22 protein-coding genes, 1 tRNA gene and 5 pseudogenes are annotated in these 21,526 nt (G+C 69.4%); 13 read left to right on the top strand and 15 right to left on the bottom strand.

Features of this window, described 5'->3' with window-relative positions; translation table 11 throughout:
• Positions 1-51: 51 nt before the first annotated feature.
• The 4 genes from HDA32_RS03025 to galU form a co-directional block, all read right to left on the bottom strand.
• A complete protein-coding gene (locus tag HDA32_RS03025; protein WP_179641704.1) occupies positions 52-591 on the bottom strand; it encodes a MogA/MoaB family molybdenum cofactor biosynthesis protein in 540 nt (179 codons plus the stop codon).
• On the bottom strand, positions 588-1,076 hold the full coding sequence (moaC, locus tag HDA32_RS03020; protein ID WP_179646431.1) for a cyclic pyranopterin monophosphate synthase MoaC: 489 nt from the start codon (positions 1,074-1,076) through the stop codon (positions 588-590). The genes HDA32_RS03025 and moaC overlap by 4 nt, the downstream gene beginning before the upstream one ends.
• A gap of 99 nt (positions 1,077-1,175) precedes the next feature.
• Entirely contained in the window at positions 1,176-2,411 is a 1,236-nt protein-coding gene (glp, locus tag HDA32_RS03015; protein ID WP_179641703.1) for a molybdotransferase-like divisome protein Glp, read from the bottom strand.
• Between the two features lie 40 nt (positions 2,412-2,451).
• On the bottom strand, positions 2,452-3,381 hold the full coding sequence (gene galU / locus HDA32_RS03010; protein WP_179641702.1) for a UTP--glucose-1-phosphate uridylyltransferase GalU: 930 nt from the start codon (positions 3,379-3,381) through the stop codon (positions 2,452-2,454).
• Positions 3,382-3,570: 189 nt separating this feature from the next.
• Between galU and HDA32_RS03005 the strand changes: the two genes are divergently transcribed.
• The 4 genes from HDA32_RS03005 (at position 3,571) to HDA32_RS02990 (ending at position 6,047) form a co-directional block, all read left to right on the top strand.
• Positions 3,571-4,161, top strand: a complete 591-nt coding sequence (locus HDA32_RS03005) for a 5-formyltetrahydrofolate cyclo-ligase (protein ID WP_179641701.1) — start codon at positions 3,571-3,573, stop codon at positions 4,159-4,161.
• A gap of 147 nt (positions 4,162-4,308) precedes the next feature.
• The gene (locus HDA32_RS03000) at positions 4,309-4,656 is read left to right on the top strand and encodes an FmdB family zinc ribbon protein (protein WP_179641700.1); all 348 of its coding nucleotides are present in this window, start codon (positions 4,309-4,311) and stop codon (positions 4,654-4,656) included.
• Between the two features lie 181 nt (positions 4,657-4,837).
• Entirely contained in the window at positions 4,838-5,485 is a 648-nt protein-coding gene (locus HDA32_RS02995; protein WP_179641699.1) for an SAF domain-containing protein, read from the top strand.
• 157 nt (positions 5,486-5,642) lie between these two features.
• Positions 5,643-6,047: an MscL family protein gene (locus tag HDA32_RS02990; protein WP_179641698.1), complete on the top strand. Its 405-nt coding sequence runs from the start codon at positions 5,643-5,645 to the stop codon at positions 6,045-6,047.
• Between the two features lie 59 nt (positions 6,048-6,106).
• Here HDA32_RS02990 and HDA32_RS02985 read toward each other — a convergent pair whose 3' ends face one another.
• Complete coding sequence (locus tag HDA32_RS02985; protein WP_312863017.1) at positions 6,107-7,132, bottom strand: D-alanyl-D-alanine carboxypeptidase family protein; 1,026 nt, start codon at positions 7,130-7,132, stop codon at positions 6,107-6,109.
• Between the two features lie 504 nt (positions 7,133-7,636).
• Between HDA32_RS02985 and HDA32_RS02980 the strand changes: the two genes are divergently transcribed.
• A tRNA-Arg gene (locus HDA32_RS02980) sits at positions 7,637-7,712 on the top strand.
• A gap of 76 nt (positions 7,713-7,788) precedes the next feature.
• Here the strand turns inward: HDA32_RS02980 and HDA32_RS30480 are convergent.
• The 3 genes from HDA32_RS30480 to HDA32_RS02965 are packed head-to-tail and all read right to left on the bottom strand — an operon-like array spanning position 7,789 to position 9,519.
• Positions 7,789-8,034 carry a tyrosine-type recombinase/integrase gene (locus HDA32_RS30480; protein ID WP_312863016.1) on the bottom strand — a complete coding sequence of 82 codons (246 nt, stop codon included), beginning with the start codon at positions 8,032-8,034 and terminating at the stop codon, positions 7,789-7,791.
• Positions 7,968-9,254 (bottom strand): tyrosine-type recombinase/integrase, encoded by a 1,287-nt coding sequence (locus HDA32_RS30475; protein ID WP_312863015.1) that lies wholly within the window; start codon positions 9,252-9,254, stop codon positions 7,968-7,970. The genes HDA32_RS30480 and HDA32_RS30475 overlap by 67 nt, the downstream gene beginning before the upstream one ends.
• Before the next feature lie 58 nt (positions 9,255-9,312).
• Entirely contained in the window at positions 9,313-9,519 is a 207-nt protein-coding gene (locus HDA32_RS02965) for an excisionase family DNA-binding protein (protein ID WP_312863014.1), read from the bottom strand.
• Between HDA32_RS02965 and HDA32_RS32030 the strand changes: the two are divergent.
• Positions 9,506-10,615 (top strand): annotated as a pseudogene (locus HDA32_RS32030) (IS256 family transposase). The gene HDA32_RS02965 and the pseudogene HDA32_RS32030 sit on opposite strands and share 14 nt — an antisense overlap.
• Before the next feature lie 40 nt (positions 10,616-10,655).
• Here the strand turns inward: HDA32_RS32030 and HDA32_RS30470 are convergent.
• Both HDA32_RS30470 and HDA32_RS02940 read right to left on the bottom strand, forming a co-directional pair.
• Positions 10,656-11,551 (bottom strand): annotated as a pseudogene (locus HDA32_RS30470) (IS3 family transposase); the annotation flags it as partial.
• Between the two features lie 508 nt (positions 11,552-12,059).
• Positions 12,060-12,446, bottom strand: a complete 387-nt coding sequence (locus HDA32_RS02940; protein WP_179641695.1) for a hypothetical protein — start codon at positions 12,444-12,446, stop codon at positions 12,060-12,062.
• A gap of 1,141 nt (positions 12,447-13,587) precedes the next feature.
• On the opposite strand from HDA32_RS02940, the gene HDA32_RS02935 reads away from it, so the two are divergent.
• The 5 genes and pseudogenes from HDA32_RS02935 to HDA32_RS30455 form a co-directional block, all read left to right on the top strand.
• Positions 13,588-14,067, top strand: coding sequence for an ANTAR domain-containing protein (locus HDA32_RS02935; protein ID WP_179641694.1), 480 nt, complete (start codon positions 13,588-13,590; stop codon positions 14,065-14,067).
• Between the two features lie 56 nt (positions 14,068-14,123).
• A complete protein-coding gene (locus HDA32_RS02930; RefSeq protein WP_179641693.1) occupies positions 14,124-14,474 on the top strand; it encodes a hypothetical protein in 351 nt (116 codons plus the stop codon).
• A gap of 637 nt (positions 14,475-15,111) precedes the next feature.
• Positions 15,112-16,149: a transposase gene (locus tag HDA32_RS31690; protein WP_179641692.1), complete on the top strand. Its 1,038-nt coding sequence runs from the start codon at positions 15,112-15,114 to the stop codon at positions 16,147-16,149.
• Positions 16,032-16,397 carry a transposase gene (locus tag HDA32_RS30460; RefSeq protein WP_312863395.1) on the top strand — a complete coding sequence of 122 codons (366 nt, stop codon included), beginning with the start codon at positions 16,032-16,034 and terminating at the stop codon, positions 16,395-16,397. The genes HDA32_RS31690 and HDA32_RS30460 overlap by 118 nt, the downstream gene beginning before the upstream one ends.
• 386 nt (positions 16,398-16,783) lie before the next feature.
• Positions 16,784-17,012 (top strand): annotated as a pseudogene (locus tag HDA32_RS30455) (transposase); the annotation flags it as partial.
• Between the two features lie 89 nt (positions 17,013-17,101).
• Here the strand turns inward: HDA32_RS30455 and HDA32_RS32210 are convergent.
• Positions 17,102-17,407, bottom strand: a complete 306-nt coding sequence (locus tag HDA32_RS32210) for an IS3 family transposase (protein WP_179641691.1) — start codon at positions 17,405-17,407, stop codon at positions 17,102-17,104.
• Between the two features lie 73 nt (positions 17,408-17,480).
• On the opposite strand from HDA32_RS32210, the pseudogene HDA32_RS02905 reads away from it, so the two are divergent.
• Positions 17,481-18,848 (top strand): annotated as a pseudogene (locus tag HDA32_RS02905) (IS30 family transposase); the annotation flags it as partial.
• Here HDA32_RS02905 and HDA32_RS32025 read toward each other — a convergent pair.
• The 4 genes and pseudogenes from HDA32_RS32025 to HDA32_RS32020 all read right to left on the bottom strand — a co-directional run bounded on the left by HDA32_RS32025 (position 18,751) and on the right by HDA32_RS32020 (position 20,796).
• A complete protein-coding gene (locus HDA32_RS32025; RefSeq protein ID WP_376767010.1) occupies positions 18,751-18,999 on the bottom strand; it encodes a DDE-type integrase/transposase/recombinase in 249 nt (82 codons plus the stop codon). The pseudogene HDA32_RS02905 and the gene HDA32_RS32025 sit on opposite strands and share 98 nt — an antisense overlap.
• A gap of 63 nt (positions 19,000-19,062) precedes the next feature.
• The gene (locus HDA32_RS31685) at positions 19,063-19,542 is read right to left on the bottom strand and encodes an IS3 family transposase (protein WP_179641690.1); all 480 of its coding nucleotides are present in this window, start codon (positions 19,540-19,542) and stop codon (positions 19,063-19,065) included.
• Positions 19,543-19,576: 34 nt separating this feature from the next.
• Positions 19,577-20,455: pseudogene (locus HDA32_RS02890) on the bottom strand (IS5 family transposase).
• Positions 20,456-20,559: 104 nt separating this feature from the next.
• A complete protein-coding gene (locus HDA32_RS32020) occupies positions 20,560-20,796 on the bottom strand; it encodes a hypothetical protein (protein WP_179641689.1) in 237 nt (78 codons plus the stop codon).
• Between the two features lie 352 nt (positions 20,797-21,148).
• Between HDA32_RS32020 and HDA32_RS02880 the strand changes: the two genes are divergently transcribed.
• On the top strand, positions 21,149-21,493 hold the full coding sequence (locus HDA32_RS02880) for a hypothetical protein (protein WP_179641688.1): 345 nt from the start codon (positions 21,149-21,151) through the stop codon (positions 21,491-21,493).
• The last annotated feature ends 33 nt before the right edge of the window (positions 21,494-21,526 follow it).

Here is a 21,526-nt window from a genome sequence, read left to right as displayed (position 1 = left end):
AGGTCCGAGCCCTGGAAATCCCACCCCGCGAACGCAGCGGTCCGGGTTCGGTCAGCCGCCGGTGCGCGGATGGTCCCCGCCGCGCATCTGGTCGATCGCGTGCCGCAGGATCGGCCCGAGGACCGCCATGCCGTCGCGGACCCCTCCGCTGGAGCCGGGCAGGTTGACCACCAGCATGCGGTGCCCGTCCCGCTCGGCGACGCCGGCCAGGCCCCGCGAGAGCACGGCGGTGGGCACCCCCTTCTCCCGGCCGGCCGCGCGCAGCGCCTCGGCGATGCCCGGGATCTCATAGACCAGCAGCGGACGGGTGGCCTCGGGGGTCTCGTCGCCGGGGGTCAGCCCGGTGCCGCCGGTGGTGACGGCGGCGTCGTAGCCCTCGGCCAGTGCCCGGCGCAGCGCATCGGCCACCGGGGCGCCGTCGGGCACCACCCGCGGTCCGTCGACGGCGCAGCCGGCCTCCTCCAGCAGCCCCGCCAGCACCGGTCCGGAACGGTCCGGGTACACCCCCGAGGAGGCCCGGTTGGAGGCGGTGATGACGATCGCGGTGGGGGCGTGCACGTCCTCGTCGCCCTCCCTCTCCTCGGGGGTCATGACGCGCGGCGCCAGTGGCCGGTCTTGCCGCCGGTCTTCTCCTCGACCCGCACGTCGGTCGCGACGGCTTCGGGGTCGATCGCCTTGACCATGTCGATCAGGCCGAGCGCCGCGGTCATCACGCAGGTCAGCGCCTCCATCTCGACGCCGGTGCGGTCGGCGGTGCGCACGGTCGCGCTGATGTCCACCCCGTCGTCGCGCACGTCCAGGGCGACGTCGACGCCGTGCACCGCGATCGGGTGGCACAGCGGCACGAGGTCGGGGGTGCGCTTGGCCCCTTGGATGCCGGCCAGCCTGGCCACGGCGAGGGCGTCGCCCTTGGGCACCCCGCCGCCGCGCAGGGCCGCGACGACCTCGGGGGAGAGCAGCACCCGCCCGGTCGCGGTCGCGGTGCGGGCGGTGACCTCCTTGGCCGAGACGTCGACCATCCGGGCCGCGCCGGAGGGGTCGAGGTGACTGAAACCGGAGGGATGGGAATCGGACATGAGCGCGCGGACTTTCTGCTCGGTGGTCACGGACGGGGTTTCCAAGGGCGGAGGCTACAGGGACCGGTCGCCGCGGCACGCGCGCGCCCAGGGTCCGTTCTAGTAGCCGCCGGGCAGCTTGACCGCCTCCACCAGGCTGCCCTCGGGCAGCTCCGTGACCGCCTCGGGGACCACGACCAGGGCGTTGGTCTCGGCGAGGGCGGAGAGCTGGTGGGACCCCTGCCGGGAGACGGGCGCCGCGGTGTAGCCGAGGCCGGCGTCGGCCCCGTCGTAGGCCAGGACCGCGCGCAGGTAGGAGCGCTTGCCCCGCGGCGAGGAGACGACCGGCGCGACCAGGCGGGCGCGCACCGAGGGCAGCGGCTGCTGGGGCAGGCCGCGCATCCGGCGCAGGGCCGGCAGGACGAACAGGTGGAAGGAGACGTAGGAGCTGACCGGGTTGCCCGGCAGCGTCACGATGGGAGTGCGCGACTCCCCGATCGTGCCGAACCCCTGCGGCATGCCCGGCTGCATGGCGACCTTCTCGAAGCGGACCGTGCCCAGGCGCGACAGCACCTCCTTGACCACGTCGTAGGCGCCCATGCTGACGCCGCCCGTGGTGACGATGACGTCGGCCTGCGCCAGCACGTCGTCGAGCGTGTCGAGGACCGTGGCCGGCTCGTCGCCGATGAAGCCCTGCCGGTAGGCGGTGCAGCCGGCGTCGATCGCGGCCGCGGTGAGCATGTAGCTGTTGGACTCCCAGATCTGGCCCGGGCCGATCGGGTCGCCCGGCTCCACCAGTTCCTCGCCGGTGGACAGCACGACGACGCGCGGCCTCGGGTGCACCCGGACCGAACTGCGGCCGACCGCTGCGAGCACGGCCATCTCGGCCGCCCCGATGCGCGCCCCCTGGCGCAGCACCACCGCGCCCTTGTCGACGTCCTCGCCGGCCCTGCGGATCGCGTTGCCCTCGCGGACCGAGCGGTGGACGGTCACGGAGGCCACTCCCCCGTCGGTCCACTCCACCGGGACCACGGCGTCGGCCCCGACGGGGACCGGGGCGCCGGTCATGATGCGCGCGCACGTGCCGACCGGGATGGCGCCGGTTCCGGCGTCACCGGCGGGGATGTCGGCGACGACCGGCAGCGACACCGGCGCCTCCTGGGAGGCCGCGGCGACGTCGACCGCACGGACCGCGTAGCCGTCCATCGAGGAGTTGTCGAACCCTGGCAGCTGCACCGAGGAGGCGACGGGCTCCGCGAGCACCGCGCCGTGCGCCCCGAGCAGGCCCAGCTCGATCGGTTCGAGCGGCTCGACCAGTTCCAGGATGTCGGCGGTGTGCTGTTCGACGGTCTTCATCCCACTCCCTCTCCCGTTGCCGGCATCGGCGCCCCCTCCCCTAACGTGCGGCTCCCTCGCCGCGTTCGGCCACGAACTCGCGCAGCCACGGGAGGAACTCCTTGGCGAGATCCGGGCGGTCGCACGCGAATTCCACCACAGTGCGAAGGTAGTCGACCTTGTTGCCGGTGTCGTAGCGCTGGCCGCGGAACAGCACGCCGTGCACCGGACCGCCGTCGGCCGGCTTGCGGTGGGCGAGCTCGCGCAGCGCGTCGGTCAACTGGATCTCGCCGCCGCGGCCGGGAGGCGTCTCGCTCAGCACGCCGAAGACCGCGGGGTCGCAGACGTAGCGGCCGATGATCGCCCAGCGGCTGGGGGCCTGGTCGGCCGGCGGCTTCTCGACCAGGTCGGTGACCGTCACGACGTCGTCCTCGCCGGTGGCCTCGATCGCGGCGCAGCCGTACAGCGAAACCTGCTCCGGCTCCACCTCCATGAGCGCGACGACGCTGCCGCCGTAGGTCTCCCGCACCTCGATCATGCGCTTGAGCAGCGCGTCCTGCCCACCGATGAGGTCGTCGCCGAGCAGCACGGCGAAGGGGTCGTCGCCGACGTGGGCCTCGGCGCACAGCACGGCGTGGCCGAGGCCGCGCGGCTCGCCCTGGCGGACGTAGTGCACGTGGGCGAGCTCGCTGGACTCGCGCACCGAGTGCAGCCGCTGGGTGTCGTTCTTGGCGCGCAGGGCCTCTTCGAGTTCGTAGGCGCGGTCGAAGTGGTCCTCGATGGAGCGCTTGCTGCGGCCGGTGATCATGAGGACGTCGTGGAGCCCGGCCGCGACGGCCTCCTCCACGACGTACTGGATCGCCGGTTTGTCGACGATCGGCAGCATCTCCTTCGGAGTCGCCTTCGTCGCCGGGAGGAAACGGGTGCCCAGGCCTGCGGCCGGTACGACGGCCTTGGTGACGGGGGTTGCAGCACGGTGCGAATCAGCCATGTCGGCACTGTAGGCCACCGGGTTCCGATCGCGGCTCAGGCGCGCGACCTCCGATCCGGGTATGCGCAGGTTCTGCGGGGATTCCCCGTTCACCTCCCGACGAGCCTTCACCCGTTCTTAATCCGGTTCTCACCCGCGCACCGCCGATCGGGGTAGAACCCGCGGCGGCCTTGCCTAGACTCCTCTGCCATGGACAGTGCCACGGACACCGCCGGGGCCAAGAGGCTCGTGCGCGAGCGGATGCTGGCGCGGCGGCGGGAGATGCCGGCCGAACGCAGGGCCGAGGCCGGGTCGGCCATCCGCGATCACCTGCTCGCCCTGCCGCAGTTGACCATGGGCGGAACGGTGGCCGCCTACTACTCGGTGGGGACCGAGCCCGACACCCGCAAACTCGTCACCGGGCTGTGGAAGCACGGCGTCTACGTCCTGCTGCCGGTCTTCCGGCCGGACGGCGAGCTGGACTGGGCCGCCTACGACGGCCCCGACGACATGGCTCCGGCAGGGCACGGACTGCTGGAGCCGACCGGGCCGCGCTACGGGGCCGAGGCGGTGCGCCGCTGCGCCGCCGTCGTCTGCCCGGCCCTGGCGGTCGACCGGTCCGGCCGGCGGCTGGGCCGGGGCGCCGGCTGCTACGACCGCGCGCTGGCCGGGGTCGGCGCACACGCGCTCACCTTCGCGGTGGTCTACGACGCGGAACTGGTGGACTCCGTGCCGGCCGAGCCGCACGACCTCCCGGTGCGCGCGGTGGTGACCCCCGGCGGCGGCGTGCACCGGTTCTAGGCCCGGCGGAACACCTCCGCCCCGGATCGCGTTATATCCGCGGCAGCTTCACCGGGAACGGCACCCCACCCCCCAATGTCGCGATCGTGCTGTCCGAGCGCGTACTATTTAGCAGTCGACGGGCGAGAGTGCCAGCAAGGAGGATCCGTGCCTACGTACCAGTACGCGTGCACCGAGTGCGGCGCCCAACTGGAGGTCGTGCAGAGTTTCAGCGACGACTCGCTGACCACCTGCCAGGAGTGCCAGGGCAGGCTGCGCAAGGTGTATTCCGCCGTGGGCATCGTGTTCAAGGGCTCGGGCTTCTACCGCACCGACAGCGCTTCCAGCTCCAACGGCTCCACGCCGAACGGGAACTCCGGCGGCTCCAAGGACTCGGACAAGGCCGACAAGGCCTCGGGGTCTGAGAGCAAGAGCACCGAGGCCACCACCGCATCGAGCGGATCCGGCGGCTCCAGCGGCGGCTCCGACGGCTCCGCCGCCACCAAGGTCGCCTGAGACCGCCCTCCGCCCGAAGGGCATCCGGCCCGTCGCACGGCGCCACGGCCGGGGTCACCGCATGCGGTGGCCCCGGCCTTCCGTGCGTCTCGGCCCCCGCCTGTGGACGGCGCCGACCCCGCCGGCCCGGCCTCGCCTACCGTGCGGGCATGGACCTTCCTCCCGGTCGGCGGTGCCGGCCATGTCGTTGACCCCGTCGCGCCGCCGCGGGGCCGTACTGCTCCTCGCCCGATGGCGCCGCACGCTCGGCGCCTGCTGCGCCGCGCTGGCCGCGGCCGGGATCGTGCTCGTGCTGCGCCCGCCGACCGCGCCCACCGTGGACGTCGTCGTCGCCGCCCGCGACCTCACCGCGCTGGCTCCGCTGGGCGAGGGCGACACCGCCGTGCGCGCGCTGCCCGGGGACGCCGTGCCCGATGGTGCGCTGCGTCCCGACACGGCCCTCACCGGAGCGTCGCTGCGCTCCCCGGTCCGCCGCGGTGAGGTGTTCACCGACGCCCGCCTCGCCGACCCGCCCGCCGCCGGCCACGGCGCCGACGTCGTCGCGGCCCCGGTCAGGGTCGCCGACCCCGGCGCGGCCGCGCTGCTGCGGCCGGGCAGCAGGATCGACGTCCTGGCCGCCGCGCACGACCCCCTCGCCGCGGAGTTCGGCGGCGCCACGGCCCCGGCCGAGGTCGTTGCGGCCGACCGGCCGGTGATCGCCGTCCCCGAGGAGGAAGCCCCCGCCGGGGAGTCCGGTGCGCTCGTCCTGGTGGCCGTGAGCACCGAAGAGGCCCGCGTCATCGCAGCTCACACCGTTTCAGGCCGCCTTTCGATCACCATCCGCGGTTGACGCTAGCCTGTCGGGGTGCACGCCGCCCGGCGCGTGAGCCCCTGCTCCGCGGACCGGACGGCGCGAGAAGCGGCCGCGGGCAGCCGCCCAACGGCGTCCGAACACCCCTCGGTGCCCGCGGCGGACGGACCCGGACGAGTCGAATGTGGGGACAACCATGAGCGGATTCAAGAAGTTCCTGCTCCAGGGCAACCTGATCCAGTTGGCGGTGGCCGTGGTCATCGGCGCCGTGTTCTCGGAGCTGATCACGGCGTTCACCGCGGGCTTCATCACCCCGCTGCTCGGGGTCTTCGGCGGCGTCCCCAAGTTCGCCGAGCTGACCTTCACGGTCAACGGCAGCGAGTTCCTCTACGGCGCGTTCGTCGACGCGCTGATCTCCTTCGTGCTCACCGCGGCGATCCTGTACTTCTTCGTGGTGCTGCCCATGACGCACGTGATCGATCGGTTCACCGAGAAGGCCGAGGCCACCACCCGCGAATGCCCGCAATGCTTCAGCGAGATCTCCAAGAAGGCCAGTCGCTGCCCGAACTGCACCTCCGAGGTGATCCCCGAGACGGTGTGATCTTCGGCCGCCCCCGGCCCTCCGGCGCCGCGCGGCCCCGCCCGCGCGGCGGGCGAGGATCAGCCGCCGGTCTCGTACTCCCAGTGCCAGGGTTCGAACGGGCTGGAGTAGGCCCATTGCGGGTGGAACCAGCCCCACTGCCGGGAATTGGCCTCCAGCCAGTTGAACTCCGGGCTCCCCTGGTTCTGCACGCCGCCGCACATGTCGACGGCCTGGCCGAGGCCGTGGTTGCTGGTGCCGGGGACGGCCGCGTTGCCGGGCGGCTGCTCGGCGTAGACGCGCTGCTGGTTGGGGAGGTCCCGGTAGGAGCTGGTCAGGCAGATCTCCTTGCCGAACTGCTCGGTGTAGGCCTCGTTCATCTCGAGGAAGTCGATGGCGGCGTCGGCGCGCAGGAAGTGCCCCTCCTCGTGCACCTCGCACAGGGCGCTCTGGGGCAGCAGACCGTTGGGGTAGCCGGCGGCGGCCTCGCCGGCCGAGGGGTCGCACTCGACGCCGGCCATGTAGGCGTCCACGGACAGCCCCCGGTCCTCCAGCTCCTGGACGAGCCTTTCGGTGCTCTCCTCCGACTGCTCCTTGAGGGCATCGAGGTCGTCGGCGAGTTCGACCCGCTCGAGCTGGGTCTGGGACTGCAGCTCCTGGGCGGTCGTGGTGAGTTCGCCCTGCTCGTCGCGGAGCTCGTTGGCCTCGTCGAGGATCGCCTCCTTGTCCTCGGTCAACTTGACGACGTGGGACTCGGCCTGCAGGTCGTCGTCGATGGAACCGGAGGTCATGATGCCCATGATGCCGACATCGGGCTGCTTGTAGAGGGTGCCGGCGAGCTGGGCGAGGGGCTGGCGCATCTCCGCGAGGCGCAGCTCGGTCTGCTGCAGCTCGTGCAGCGTCGTGACCAGCTCGTCCTGGGCGTCCTCCAGGGCCTCCTCGCGCTCGGTGTACTCCTCGGTGGCCTCCTCCAGCTCCTCCTTGGCCTCCTCCGCCCGCTGCTTCAGCGCATCGAGGTCGTCGGCCGCCGCGCGGTCGGCCACCGGCGCGACCGCCACCTGCCAGCCGGGGCCGAGGACCAGGGTGAGGACCAGGGTGCACAGCACCGCGAGGACCGGCCTCGACCATGGGCGGGAACGCCTCCCGCAGACAGACGAGGGCCCGCTTCTCGGTACGCGGTCGCCTCGCCGCGTCGAATCGAGAACGAACGGCACGTGGATCCTCCGGCTGCCTCTTCGGTAGTTCGCGTGGCCGAGTCGCAACGTACTACACGTCCACAACCGGACGCGTTTTCGGGAATGGACGCACGCGATGCGGGGGGACGCCCCGAGCCCGGCCGTCGTCGGCCGGCGCCTGAACGCCCGATAAAACACCTGATCACGGGTTGTTAGAGCCTGGATGGCCACGCCGGCGCCGCAACCGCGGCGCCGCGGACGCGCACACGGCGCCGCACCTGTGTGGCGAGCATCACTCGGGGGGAATGACAACCCTACTTCCGAAAAGGGTACTCAACCCCGTCAAACGCCACCCCGACCGCCCGCGCCACCCCGCGCTCCCCGGGATCCCTGCCGCACCCACAGCGTTCGTCCGTTACCCTTGAACACCGAAAGGGCCTCATAGCTCAGGGGACAGAGCACCGCTCTCCTAAAGCGGGTGTCGCAGGTTCGAATCCTGCTGGGGCCACCACTGTGACCTGTTTCTTCACGTGAGTGAGCGACTCCAGGTCGCAGGACCGGTCTCAGTTTCGGTCTCAGTTGCGGAATCAGCTCCACAGCGCCTCCCCCATCCGGTCGGCCGCTCCGCGGGTGAGTTCGTCGCTGGCGTGGATGTAGCGGGCGGTCTGCGACATCTGCGAGTGCCCGAGAATCTGCTGAATGGTCTTGGGATCGATCCCCAACTCCGCCAGCAGCGTCCCGGCCGTGTGGCGTCCGTCATGCACCCTCACATCACGGACGCCAGCAAGCCGCAGCACCTCTTTCCAGTCACCCCAATCGGCCCGCTTGCCCACCGGACACCCGTCGGGTCGGCAGAACACCAGGTCCCACCCGTCGTCCCAGGCATCGCCGGCGAGGTCGCGCTCGTGCCGCCACCGCCGCCGGTGGGGAGCGGAGTTCGCGCACGAGCGGTCCGGGCACGGGCAGCGTGACGCATTCCTCGCCGCGGCCGCCCCGTACACCCTTGCGTCGGGCGAAGTAGAACTCGCCGCCCGTGCGCTCCGGGCACTCGCGGCCGTGGCCGCGGCAGTCCTCGGGACACGGCCGGCGGACCTCCGGGCAGCAGTGCGCCTTCTTCCCGCAGTCCGGCCTGCACGTCTCCCTGTGATGGCCGGGGCACCTCTTCGGACACGGCCGCCTGTACCTGCCCACCGTGCACGCCTCGACGTCGTCGCAGCCGTGCCGGAACGGCCCGCTGCTTGATCCGCCAACCGACCCGCACCTCACAACGCACAGCCCCGCCGCACTTTGGGCACCTCTCCGCGTCGACGGCGAACAGGTCGACGAGACCGTAGACGATCCGGCAGGCGCCGCAGACGCCCTTGAGGCAGGACCAGCGCAGGCCGAGCGCCTCGGCCTGGCGGACGCCGAACGCGAGCGCGACGCTCCGTCTCGCGCCGTTGCGGCGGTCCCGGCAGACCTTGAGCACCCGCCGCGCCTCCTCGCGGCCGAGCGGCGCATACTCCTTGACCGCCTCGCCCGAGGGCGGCTTCACCCGCGAGACCGGATTGCGGGCGATCAGATCGCGCTCGACGGCGACCTGAAAGCCCGAGTGCAGCCGCCAGTGCACCTTCAGAATCGTGGAGGGCGCGAGTCCCTTCTCCTCATCCAGCCAGAGGTAGAGGTCCTCGACGTGTTCGGGGGTGACGGCGTCGATGCGGTGGCGGCCCATCCGCGGGATGATGTGGCGGCGCACCGTCGGCTCGTATGAGGAGTCGTAGGTGTTGCGGTCCACCTCACGCCGGACGATCCTGGTCAGCCACCGCTCGAACCACTCCGAGACCCGAGGCGCCCGGCCGACCTTGGTGACCTTTCCCTCGTCCCGCTTGCGTTCGAGTTCTCGGAGCTTGTCGGCGACTTCGCCTTTCGTCGCTCCTCGGCGATGGCGGCGGTCGGGGCCTCCGTCGGGTTTGATGCCCATCGTCACACGTCCGTGCCACTGGCCGTCGGCCTCGCTGTAGTAGATCGACGATCGCCGGTTCGGGGCTCGGCCGCTCTTCTTGGGGCGGGCCACGTTCTCCTCCTCGTTCCTCGTATCGGGCCGCGCTCCTCTCGGAGCGCGGCCGTGGGTGTCATCCGCCGTCGGAATCGGCTTCGCGCTTGAGCAACTCGACGAACTCGTCGATGTACTCGGCCGGGATGAGTCGGACGCGGCCGATCCTGACCGACCTCAGCCGTCCTTCCTTGAGTTCGGCGAAGGTCTTGGTCCGTCCCATGCCGAGCAGTTGCGCAGCCTCCTCGATGCGGTACAGCCTCTTCTCGTGCATGCCGCCGCTCACCGGAGAGCCTCCTGGGGACTGTGCAGATAAGGGCGCAACTCTTAGTGGGCAAGAGCCCACTGTGAGTGACAAGTCGCAGATCAAGACGGATACTGGCAGGTCGGACCAGGAGCTGGTCGCCGAGCTGATGGCCAAGGCCGAGGGCATCGGCATGGTCGGGGAGAACGGGCTGCTGTCCCGGCTCACCAAGACCACCCTGGAAAACGTGCTCCAGGCCGGGATGGAGAGCATCTGGGCTCTTGCCTTGCACGAGCGCTCCGCCGAGAACGGCGGCAACGCGCGCGACGGCGCGCGTTCCACGACCGTGACCACTGAGGCCGGCCCGGTGGAGATCGAGGTGCCCCGCGACCGGGACGGCTCCTTCACTCCCGCCATCGTCAAAAAGCGCCAACGCAGGCTCAACGGCGTCAACAGCCGTCGTGCTGTCGCTGTCAGCCAAAGGCCTGACCCACGGCGGAATCTGTGCGCACCTGGCCGAGGTCTATGGCGCCGAGGTCTGAAAAGCAGACCGTCTCGGTCATCACCGAATCGGCCATGGAACGCATGGCCGAGTGGCAGAACCGGCCCCTGGATCCGGTCTATGCGGTGCTGTTCGCCGACGCCGTCCACGCCCGAGATCCGCGGCGGCCAGGTCGCCAACCGCCCGATCTATGTGGTGCTGGGCGTCACCGCCGAGGGCGAGCGCGACATCCTGGGCCTGTGGGCCGGTTGAGGGCGGCGAAGGCGCCAAATACTGGGCGCACGTGTTCACCGAACTCAAGAACCGCGGCGTGGCCGACGTCCTCATGCTGGTGGCCGACGGACTCAAGGGCACGGGCGAGGCGGTGGAGACCGTCTGGCCCCAGACCTGCATCGTCCATCTGCTGCGCAACAGCTTGGGCTACGCCTCCCGCGCCGACTGGGACAAGACCGCCAAGACACTCAGGCCCGCGGGCACCTCCCCAACGAACACGCCGCGCTCAAATGCGTATACCTCGCATTGATGAGCCTGGACCCCAAGGGCACCGGGCGAGCCCGCTGGAGCGCCCGCTGGAAGAAGGCGCTGAACGCCTTCGACCTCACCTTCGACGGCCGCCTCACCGCGACACGCCGCTGACCAGGAAAAACAGTTACACCATTAACTTGACAGACCCGGCGGCGAAGGCGGCCGAGGTGTACTGGGCGCCGTGGTCGGAGTGGAACACCGCACCACGCAGGGATCCCCGCTCGCGCGCCGCGGCCTCCAGGGCGTCGCTCACCAGGGACGTGCGCATGTGGTCGGCGATCGACCAGCCCGCCAGCCGGCGCGAGTACAGGTCGATGACGGTGGCCAGGTACAGGAACCGGCCCCCGTCCACGGAAGGTAGGTGATGTCGCCGACGTAGCGGGTGTTGGGCGCATCAGCGGTGAAGTCGCGGCCCACCAGGTCGGGCGCCACCTGGTCACAGGGGGCGGGCACGGTGGTGCGGACCTTCCTGCGCAGGTGCACGCCTTCGATCCCCGGCCTCGCGCATGAGGCGCTCGACCCGTTTGTGGTTGACCTCATAGCCCTGCTCGCGCAGCTCGGCGGTGATCCGCGGTGCCCCGTAGGAGGGGTCGTCGTCGTGGACGGCGCGGATTCGGGCCGTCAGCTCGGCATCCCGGGCAGCGCGCTGCGCTTGCGCGCTCCGGCGCTTCTTCCAGCCCTAGAAGGAGGAGCGTGCCAGTCCCAGGACCCGGCACAGCCGCTTGACGCCGTAGGCGTCGTGGTGGTCGGCGACGAAACCGAAGCGGCTCGCGGCCTCATCTCTCCGGCGAAATAGGCGGCTGCTTTGCGCAGGATCTCGCGCTCCTTCTCCAGCTCGGCGACCTGGGCGCGCAGCCGCCTGTTCTCTTGTCCCAGGCTCTGCTGGGCTCCCGCAGCGGTCCCGGCACCCGAGCGGGGCGGGACCGGGGCGGTGCCGGCTGAGCGTGCCTCCTCGTCTTTGCGGATCCAGTTGCGCAGCGTCTCGCGGTTGACGCCCAGCTCCTCGGCGACCTCGGCGATCGTGCAGCGAGGCCGAGACCGATACAGGGCAACCGCGTCGTCCTTGAACTCAGCCGGCTAGACCTTCATGACCATGTGGATGGACTCCTCCTCTGTCTTCATTGTCGGAGATGTCCACTACTCGGGGGGAAGGCCCACGAGCTGATTGGGCAGGGCATGGTCCGGCTGTGCACAGGCCATCCTCCTCATCCGAGAACCAATCGGCGCCTTCTGCGACGGACTCCCGGAGAGGAGGCTCAACGCTTCCGACGATGAAATCCTGCTCGTCCTGCGCACCCGCGAGATCGGCTCTGGCAGATCCGGCGCAGAGCCGTCTTGCGTCCCTGCCTTCTTCGAAGGGTCCCGGCCCATGGTGGTGACTCCGGTTGACGGGATCGTGGTGTCGGCATGCCCGACATCGGGCCTTGGTGGGAGGTCCCGCCCTCGTGACGGGCGGGACCTCGACGCGCACCGGCCTGGATACCGAAGAGCGGAAGAGCGGTCGGCGCGCCTTTGAATGCGGATCGGCTGGGATCACCGGTTCCGCGCGCCGTTGCTAGTCGGTTCCGCTTTCGACCTCGTAGGAGGCGGCGCCGTCCTCAGTGGCGATCTCGGCCGACTCGCTGAAGAAGACGCCGCCGTTGTCGCCGTTGTCGCCGTAGTCACCGTTGTCGCCGTAGTCACCGTTGTCGCCGTTGCCGTTGTAGTCGCCGTTGCCGTAGTCGTCGCCGTTGTCCGCACGGTCGCCGTTGTAGCCGCCGTAGTCGCCGTTGTAGCCGCCGTTGGCGGAGGATTCGACCTCGTAAGAGAACGCCCCGTCCTCGCCTGCCGCACTGAAGTGCTCGTGGTAGAAGACGTCGGCCATCGCGGCGGCCGGCGCCGAGAGTGCGAGCGCGGGCGCAACGGCGCCGGCGGCGGCGATGCGGCACAGAGTCTTCTTCATTGGTTTCCCTCTCCTGATACGACGGCCTGACGCTCCGCCAGGCCCGGCTCCGGCGGCTCACTCATCTGCAACACGGCTCCGGCCGAATTGGGCAAGGCCACCGGTCCGTAGTTCCCCAGATACCCGAACCCTCCATGCAAAAACTGAGCGTAATCACCCAATAGATAAAAAATACTATTGCGGCGGATGGGCCGGAATTTACTGCCCAAATGTGACCACAACCAAATGCGGCACGGGTGTCGTGGCACTCCGCTGTGTTCTGAAATCTCACGTCGAGCCCGGAGGATGGGGTTGCGGAGCCGGCCGAGGGCGAGCAGGTAAGGGCCGACCTTGAGGCGTTCTGCGCTGAGGTCTTCGTCTTCCGCAGAGACAGCTGCGCCTGGAGCCAGTGCTACCTGCGCAGGCTGATACCGGATGGGTGCCGCAATTCCATTCAGCCCATGGGATCCGTCTGCCCGGCAGCGACATGGCAGGCCCTGCGGCAGTCCGTCGACCAGTCACCGTGGGCCACGCCTCTGCGCAGCGACACATTGCGATCAAGACCAGCGCGGCGATCTCACCCAAAGCATGGACGGTCGATGGCACCTTCTTCTCGAGGCCGTGGACGCATCGACCGGAGCGGCCCGACAGTGGTGTGGCGCTTTAGGAAAGAAGACCTTGTGCCGATGAGGCAGCCTGCACGCGGTCACCGGCAAGCCCTGGTTCAACGAAGTACTACTGGTGCATGGCAGGCTGATGAGCTGGTACCGCTCTTTGGGCGTGAGCCCGTCGAACGCGCCCTGTTCGGGGTGGAAGGTGTCGTCGGCCGTGCAGGTAGCGGCGGAGCGCGACCGCCAATGCGTCGGGCGCCAGCCCCGTCAACGCCCAACGCACTGGCCGGACGCCCTCCTACCGGTGCGGATGCACGGAATCCGGGCCAGAGCCTGTTCTCACACGTCGCCCCCTCCTTCACCACATCGTCCGGCTCGTCCAGCCGGCTCGGCTGATCGTGTAGAGACGCAGCGGCGCAGACCGGATACGGCGTTTTGGTGAAGCGCCGAGAGATGTACCGCGATGTCGGCGAGCTGGTGGCAGCATGGGATTTGCTTGTCTTTAGCCTGAGACCAGTCGGGTAGAGGAAGGCGTGCGTAAAGGGGACGGCATGGATTACCAACGAAAAAGGAGAGATCTGTCCGCAGAGGCGCTGACAGCGGAAATCGCGGGGCTGCAGCAGCGGATCATCGATCTCTATGGCGCTTTGGGGTCAAGGGCCACCATCGATCAGGCCATAGGGGCCGTCATGGCCGTGCGCCAATGCGATGCAGAAGCCGCGCGGCAAAGCATCGCCCGTATCTCTCAGAACACCGGAATCAAGCTGTGCGACGTCGCGGCAGAGATCGTCGCCGGCCCCGACGGTGTCAGAACCTTCGAAGGCAGCGCTCTTTCCTCGAAGATCCGCCACACGATCGCCACCGAGCTGAACGCGGCCAAGCGGCACCATGGCGACGGCACCGGCTCCTCGACCACGCCACCAATACTTCCATGGCTCGCGAGCGGAAAAGGCTGCGATTCGGCTCAGAACCCTCAGCGCTTCGGCCGTACCCTCCTCCCGTACGCCGTGCCCCGGCCCCGGCAGCCCTGACCGCGAAGCCGGACATCGTGAAGTGATCGGCCACCACTTTTGGGAGGAGTACGGGTATGTCGGACAGCAGCGGCCGCGGCAAGGTCTATCCCATGCCTTCCTCGGCAGCCTCGCGGTCGCTGACTGAGAAGGACGCTTTCACAACGCTGGTCGATGTGCTCACCACTGCCTTGAGACGTCAGGGATGGGTCACGATCTCCACCATCAACGATGCTGAACGCGCTCAGGTCTACTATGCCGCCCGTGCTGCTGAGAAGCGTCTGCAGCAGCAGGTGACCAGCCGTGCCACGAAAGACGGGGCGGTCATGGCCGCTACCGGCAGAAACCACTGCGACCCGCCTGGTCGGCAGCCAGGTGACACTCATTCGCACACCGCTATAGCGCACGCGTTCAAGCAGTCGGGGTGAGCGTGTGCTGCTGGCTGAACGGGTATCCGGATCTGTCATGTGGGACCGTCGGCGCGGTTTTCCAAGCCGGGCGGTCAGGCAGGAACGATGCGGGGACATTTGAGGGGCCGCAGCCGCGTCGGCAGCGTACGGCCCCTCATGTCCTGAAAACGATGCTCCGAGGCGTCCAGATACTCCCTCAACGCTCCCGATCTGTCATGGGGCGGCGCCCGGCCTTGAGCCGCGCCGCCCCATGCTGCCGCGCGCACCAGCCCGCGCCGGCAGATCAGCCGTCCGCATCAATCCGCCCGTTGACGCGGAACCAACCGGCCACGAGTAGCGCCCGCCGCACGCAGCGTGTATCACGCATGGCACCAGCGCGCCCGGTCAAAGCAGGCTCTGACGGATCATGGAAACCGGAGGTTGCCCATACCTGGAGAGTGCCTGTGGCCAGTACAGGTGACATTACATCGACACGGGGCGAAACGGTTGGGAACTCGCCGATGTCAACGTCGCTTGAGAATGGGCTCTGGCACGGATCCGGTGAATCGCCTGCGGATGTCGGTCCGATCCCGCGATGATGCGGGGTGTCGCTCTCCTCCCTCTTCACGCTGCTCTTCCCGCACCTGGCCGGTCTGCGGATCGATCCGGTCTGACCGTGCCGCACGCCCGTCGCAGCCGGGGGCTGAGCGACGTGCTCGCCGGCATCGGCATGGCGCTGGGCGGGCGCGCCGGAGCACGCCTGGCAGCGCGGGTGGCCGCGGCCGTGAGCCGGATGACGCTGCTGCGCCAGGTGCGCGCCGAACGCGAGCCCGAGGTCTGCGTCCCCCGGGTCCTGGGCGTCGATGACTTCGCCCTGCGCAAGGGCCATGTCTACGGGACCCTGCTGGTCGATGCCCAGACCCGGCGCCCGGTGGAGCTGTTGCCGGAGCGCTCGGCCCAGGCCCTCAAGGAGTGGCTCATCCAGCACCCCGGGGTGGAGGTCGTCTGCCGGGACCGGGCCGGGGGTTATGCCGACGGCATCGCCCAGGGCGCCCCGGAGGCGGTGCAGGTGGCCGATCGGTTCCACCTGTGGCAGAACCTCGCCGCGGCCGTGGAGCGCGCCGTCGCCCGCCACCGCCGGGACTTGCCCCGCACCACGCCCGAACCGGCACCGACAACACCGCCGGCCGAGTCTCCCGGAATCAGGCAGGGGCCGCTGGCCGAGCGCACCCGCCGACGCCACCGACAGGTCCACAACCTGCTGGCTCAGGGACGCACCATCACCGAGATCGTCGGCGAACTCGACCTCGCGCGCAACACTGTGCGCCGCTTCGCCCGCGCCGCCACAGCCGAGGAGCTGCTGGCCCACGACGGCACCGGCAAACGCCCCCGGCAGGTGGCTGGCTACGACGCCTACCTGCGCGAACGCTTCGCCCACGAGTGCACCAACGCCGTCGTGCTCTGGGACGAACTCCAACAGCAGGGCTATGGGGAAGCTATGCGAGCGTGCGCGACCACATCCGCCCCTGGCGCGGCCAGTCAGTGCCTGCGCCCGAACCCGCCCAGCCGCCCACCGTCCGCCAGGTCACCGCCTGGATCCTCAGCCACCCCGACCACCTCGAACACGAGCAGCAACTCCAGCTCAAAGCAGTCCTGGACGCCTGCCCCGAACTTGAACGTCTCAGCGAGCGTATTCAGGGCTTCGCTCGCATGATGGCCCACCGGCAGGGCCACCGGCTGGACGAGTGGACGAAGGCGGCCCGGGGCGAGCAGATCCCCGAACTCGACTCCTTCGTCCGCGGTCTGGGTCGCGACTGGGACGCCGTCGTGGCCGGGCTGACGCTGCCGCACAGCTCCGGCGTGGTCGAAGGCCACGTCAACCGGCTCAAGATGCTGAAGCGGCAGATGTATGGGCGCGCCAACCCGGACCTGCTGCGCAAGCGCGTGCTGCTCGCCGCCTGATCGGAGAAGAGCCAGGCTTCACCGAATCCGTGCCAGAGCCAGTATTCACGCGTCGGCGACAGCCGAGCGGGCGTGGCGCTGTTGTGCATGCGGCGGCTCAGCCGGTATCCAGCGGATGCAGGGATCGGCTGAGATAAGAGCGGCCGCGTGAAGCGAGCGGGTCCGGTCCTGCCCAGTGGTCCGCCGCCGACACCATTGACGGATTCGCCAACGCCCTCAGCTCCTGCCGCGCTTCACCGACTACCCGTTTCGCCATGGTGATGGGGGTCTGAAGGTGGTCTGTTCGTGTCTGTGCGGTCAGGGCAGGGCCTTGGGGGCGTTTCAGATTGGGTGGTGTGGCGAGGCGCGGGGGTGGAGCTGTAGCCGTCGACGGTGAGGAGCGAGGGATGTCGCGTCCCAAGCCGTGGGAGGTCAGTGATGAGTTGCGGGGTCTGATCGAGCCGCTGATCCCCGGCCGTATCGGCCCTATGGGCATCCGGGCCGAAGGCGCATCGATGACCGCAAGACGCTGCAGATCGTCCTTTCGTGCTCTATACCGGGATCCAATGGGACTTCCTGCCTCAGGAGCTGGGGTTCGGCTCCGGGGTGAGGTGCTGGCGGCGGTTGCGCGAGTGGTAGTAGGCCGGGGTGTGGGAGAAGCTGGAGCAGGTGCTGCTGGACAAGTGATGTTGCTTCGGTTCGGTAGACGCCTGTGAATTGGGGTTTTACGCGGTCTCAGGCAGCACTTCGGGCTCCTGTCGGGCCGCTTTGGTGTGGCGGCGTTCGTACTCGGCCGGGTTGAGTTGGCCGTTGGCCGAGTGTCGCCGATGGGGGTTGTAGAACCCCTCGATGTAGGAGAACACCTCCTGTTTCGCCTCGGCGCGGGTCGCAAAGGCCGTGCGGTCGATGAGTCCGGTCTCCAGGGAGGCGAAGAAGCTCTCGGTGACCGCGTTGTCGAAACACGACCCACTGCGCCCGGTGGAGGGGCGGATGCCGGCCTCAGCGCAGCGGCGGCCGAAGGCCAGATTCATATACTGGGTGGATTCGATTGGTCGTCGCAGCACTTGATCGTGGAGGTGTTGCGTGGGAAGGCCGGCGGGGTGGATGACGGCGTTGACGGTGCGTCCGGCGATGCGTTCGCCGGGGCGGCCTCCGATTCGTCGGGACGTGGAGCGGGCGTTCTGGGTGACGATCGCCGAGGGGCTGACCAGCGGGGACGCGGCGATCGCGTGCGGGGTGTCGGGGCCGGTCGGTTCACGGTGGTTCCGCGAGCGTGGCGGCATGGCGTCGATCCAGCTCAGCCCGCTATCGGGCAGGTACCTGTCTTTGCAGAAGGCGAGGAGATCGCGCTGCTCAAGGCCCAGGGCGAAGGAGCCCGCGAGATCGCGCGCCGGCTGGGCAGGTCGCCGTCGACCGTCTCCCGGGAGTTGCGGCGCAACGCGGCCACGCGTGGCGGACGGCTCGACTACCGGGCCTCGACCGCGCAGTGGAAGGCGGAGCTGATGGCGCGGGCCCGAAACCTGCGAAGCCGGCCGCCAACGAGCGGCTGCGCAACTACGTGCGGGACCGGCCGGCCGGGGAGATCCGGTGCCCGGACGGGACGCCGGTGGTGGGGCCGCAGGAACCGCAGTGGAAGGGGCGGAACAAGCCCCGTCATCAAGACCGGCGTTGGGCAGCGGCGTGGAGTCCGGAGCAGATCTCGAACCGACTCAAGGCCGACTTCCCCGATGATGACTCCATGCGGATCTCGCACGAGGCGGCCTGTCAGGCTCTCTGCATCCAGGGGCGCGGAGCGCTCAAACGCGAACCGGTCGCCTGCCTGCGTACCGGGCGTGCGCTGCGTGTTCTGCGAGCACGCTCCCGACAGCGCGCCAGCGGTCACGTCACACCTGAGGTGATGATCAGCGAGCGGCCCGCCGAGGCCGAGGACCGCGCGGTCCCGGGCCACTGGGAGGGCGACCTCATCATCGGCACCGGCCGCTCCGCGATCGGCACGCTCGTGGAGCGCACGGCCCGGTTCACCATGCTGCTGCACCTGCCGCGGCTCGACGGCTACGGCGTCGAGCCGCAGGTGAAGAACGGCCCGACGCCGGCCGGCCGCGGCACCGAGGCCGTGAAGGCCGCAATCACCGGTGCGATCACCACGCTGCCCGAGCAACTACGCCGCTCGCTGACCTGGGACCGCGGCAAGGAGCCGGTCCGGCATGCCCAACCCGCATCGACACCGGGCTGCAGGTCTACTTCGCCGACCCGCACGGCCCCTGGCAACGGGACACGAACGAAAACACCAACGGACTGCTGCGCCAGTACTTCCCCAAGGGCACAGACCTGTCGCGATGGGATGCCGACGAACTCCAGGCCGTTGCTCTCGCACTCAACAACAGACCCCGCAAAGCCCTCGGTTGGAAGACACCTGCCGAAGCCCTGAACGAACATCTACCATCGGTCCAGGAAGCCAGTGTCGCGACGACCGGTTGCGTCCGGACTGCGACCCCTTGCCAGAGTGGTGGACCAGCCCCGGGGAGGGGCGGCGAGCGGCCACCGCCATGGCCAACGCGTCACACACCAGTGCGGTGCGCATGTGCCCGGCCATCGCCCAGCCCACGATCCGGCGCGAGAACACCTCCACCACCACCGCCAGGTAGAGCCACCCCTGATCGGTGGGCACGTAGGTGATGTCGGCGGTCTATGTGACGTTGGGGGCATCAGCGGTGAAGTCGCGGCCGACCAGGTCCGGCGGAGCTGTGGCCATCGAGTCGGCGCGGATGAGGCTTTTGCGTCCGGTGCGGCGGTGCACCCCGGCCAGGCCATGGGCGCGCATCAGCCGGCCGATCCGGCTGCGTCCCACCCGCAGCCCGTCGAGCTCGGCCAGGTCGGCCTGGAGGCGGGGAGCCCCGTAGGTGCCGCGGGAGCGTTTGTGGTGGGCCTGGATGCGCCCGCCAGGTCGGTGTCGGATCGCTCCTTGGCCGTGGGGCCGTCCTGGGTTCGGTGGTGGTGCTTGTAATAGCCCTGCCGCGACACACCCAGCAGCCGGGACATCAGGGAGACGGAGTGGCGCGTCTTTTCTTCGTCGATCAGTCGGAACATCACCGACTGGTCTCCCGGACGAAGAAAGCCGCGGCCTTGCGCAGGATCTCGCGCTCCTCGCGCAACTGCTTGTTCTCACGGCGCAGCCGGGCTAGGGCCTGTGTCGAAGTCAGTCAGAGCCATTCGTTGATCGCGGCGATGTGGACGGTGGCCTCGTATCGCACAGCGAGCTTGTCGTAGCGGGGGGCCACGCAGCGATGGCGTTTGAGTCGGTTGATACCGCACTCCACGGCGTGACGCTGCTTGTAGACCTCCCGGTCAAAGGCCGGTGGCCGACCGCCCTTCGCCCCCCTTCTTACGCCGATTCGCATCCTGGTCTGCCTTGGTCGGAACGGTCGCTCGGATCCCCCGGCGACGCAGGTGGGCCCGGTTGGCCTTGGACGTGTACGCCTTATCTGCCAGGACACGATCGGGACGGGTACGGGGCCGGCCACCGGTCGGCCGCGGCACACAGACACCGGTCAGCACCGGCACGAACTGCGGACTGTCGCCACGCCGGCCCGCGGTCAGCACGATCGCCAGTGGCTTTTGTCCCTGCTCGCAGCCCAAGTGCAGCTTCGTGGTCAGCCCGCCCCGCGAGCGGCCCAACGCGTGGTCACCGGGCTCGGCGACCGTCCCGCCCGGCGGCTCGGCCTGCAGATCCCCCTTTTAGGCGCCCCCGCGGCGTGCTGGTGGGCCCGAACGGTCGTGGAGTCCACGCTGACGTCCCAGGTGAGGCGCCCGTCCGCATCGGCCAGTGCCTGCAACGAGGCCAGAACCTGCTGCCACACGCCTGCCCGCTGCCATCGACGGAACAGCGCATAGGCCGCCGCCCACGATCCATACGCCATCGGCATGTCCCACCATGGCGCACCGGTACGCACTCGCCGGCGGATTCCGCTGATCAACTGCCGTTTGCTCCACAACGACGGTCGGCCCGACCGCGAAGGCCGGGGCAGCAGCGGTTCCAGTGCCGCCCACTGCGCGTCCGTCAGGTCGAACCGCCCCGCCACCGGTAGGGTGTCCACGAGGTCTCCGGTCTTCAGGTTCTTCTTGGTCGATGAACCCTTTACCGGAGACCTCGCTCATTTCCGGGAACCGACACGCCGGACAGTGCTCAGTCGAGGTAGGACATCACATCCGACTTCGATACAAGCCCTAGCTCGGCCTTCTCCTGGCTGGTCAGCCCCGGGCGCTGGCCGACGTCGATCCGGCCCTGGGCGATCCGGTTGCGGATGGTCTGGGCGAAGGGCTCGAACTCGCGGGCGAGCTCCTCGGGGGTACGGCCGGTACGGGCGAGCTCGATGATGTGCTCGCGGTACTCCGACGGATACGTGGGGCGGGTTCTGGGCACTGCAATCTCCTTGTTCGGTGACAAAGCACCCGAAAGCGGACACCTGTCAACCGAACCGAAGCAACATCACCCTTCGCACAGCAGTGTAATTCCACTGACATTTGTTTCGCAGGTGCGCCATCCGCGGTGATTGTTTGGATTGTGCACCGGGTTGATCCGGTGTGGCGCCGCAAGGCAGACATGGGGAGGCCTCGCCGGCCAGGAACGGTCCGGCAGTCCATGTCCTGCCGAAGCTCAGCCGTTTCCCCGGCCAAGGCTCTGCTCTTCGCGGCGTGGCAATCCGCCCCGGGCGCCGCTGCGGGCGGCGCCGTGCCAATGAGGGGACATACCGCAAAAAAGGGGGATGAAACAGATGACCGCTACTGCTATGCGCCGTCTCGCGATCGCGGGAATCGCCGCGCCGACACTCGTGCTGTCCGCTCCGGCCGTCGCCATGGCCGGCACCGAGTACGAGGAGAGCAACGCCAGCGTGAGCGCGGAAGGGGCCAGCTCCTATGACCTCAGCGTGAGCGCCGATGGCGACGGCGATGTCTCCTACAACGAAAGCGGCGCGGAAGCCGACGCGGAAGGAGCGGCCTCCTACGAGACCAACTCCGAGGTCGGCTACGACGAAGACGACTTCTACGACGACGGTTACGACGAAGGCGAATTCTACGACGACGGGCTGCTGGGGCTCGGAGTGCTCGGCATCCTGTAGCAAGCCGGCGTCCGGGCCGCGATGCCCCTGATG

Source organism: Spinactinospora alkalitolerans (genome assembly GCF_013408795.1).
Lineage (GTDB): Bacteria > Actinomycetota > Actinomycetes > Streptosporangiales > Streptosporangiaceae > Spinactinospora > Spinactinospora alkalitolerans.
Note: the sequence above shows the minus strand (reverse complement) of the source record. Positions and strands in the feature narration are given on the sequence as shown.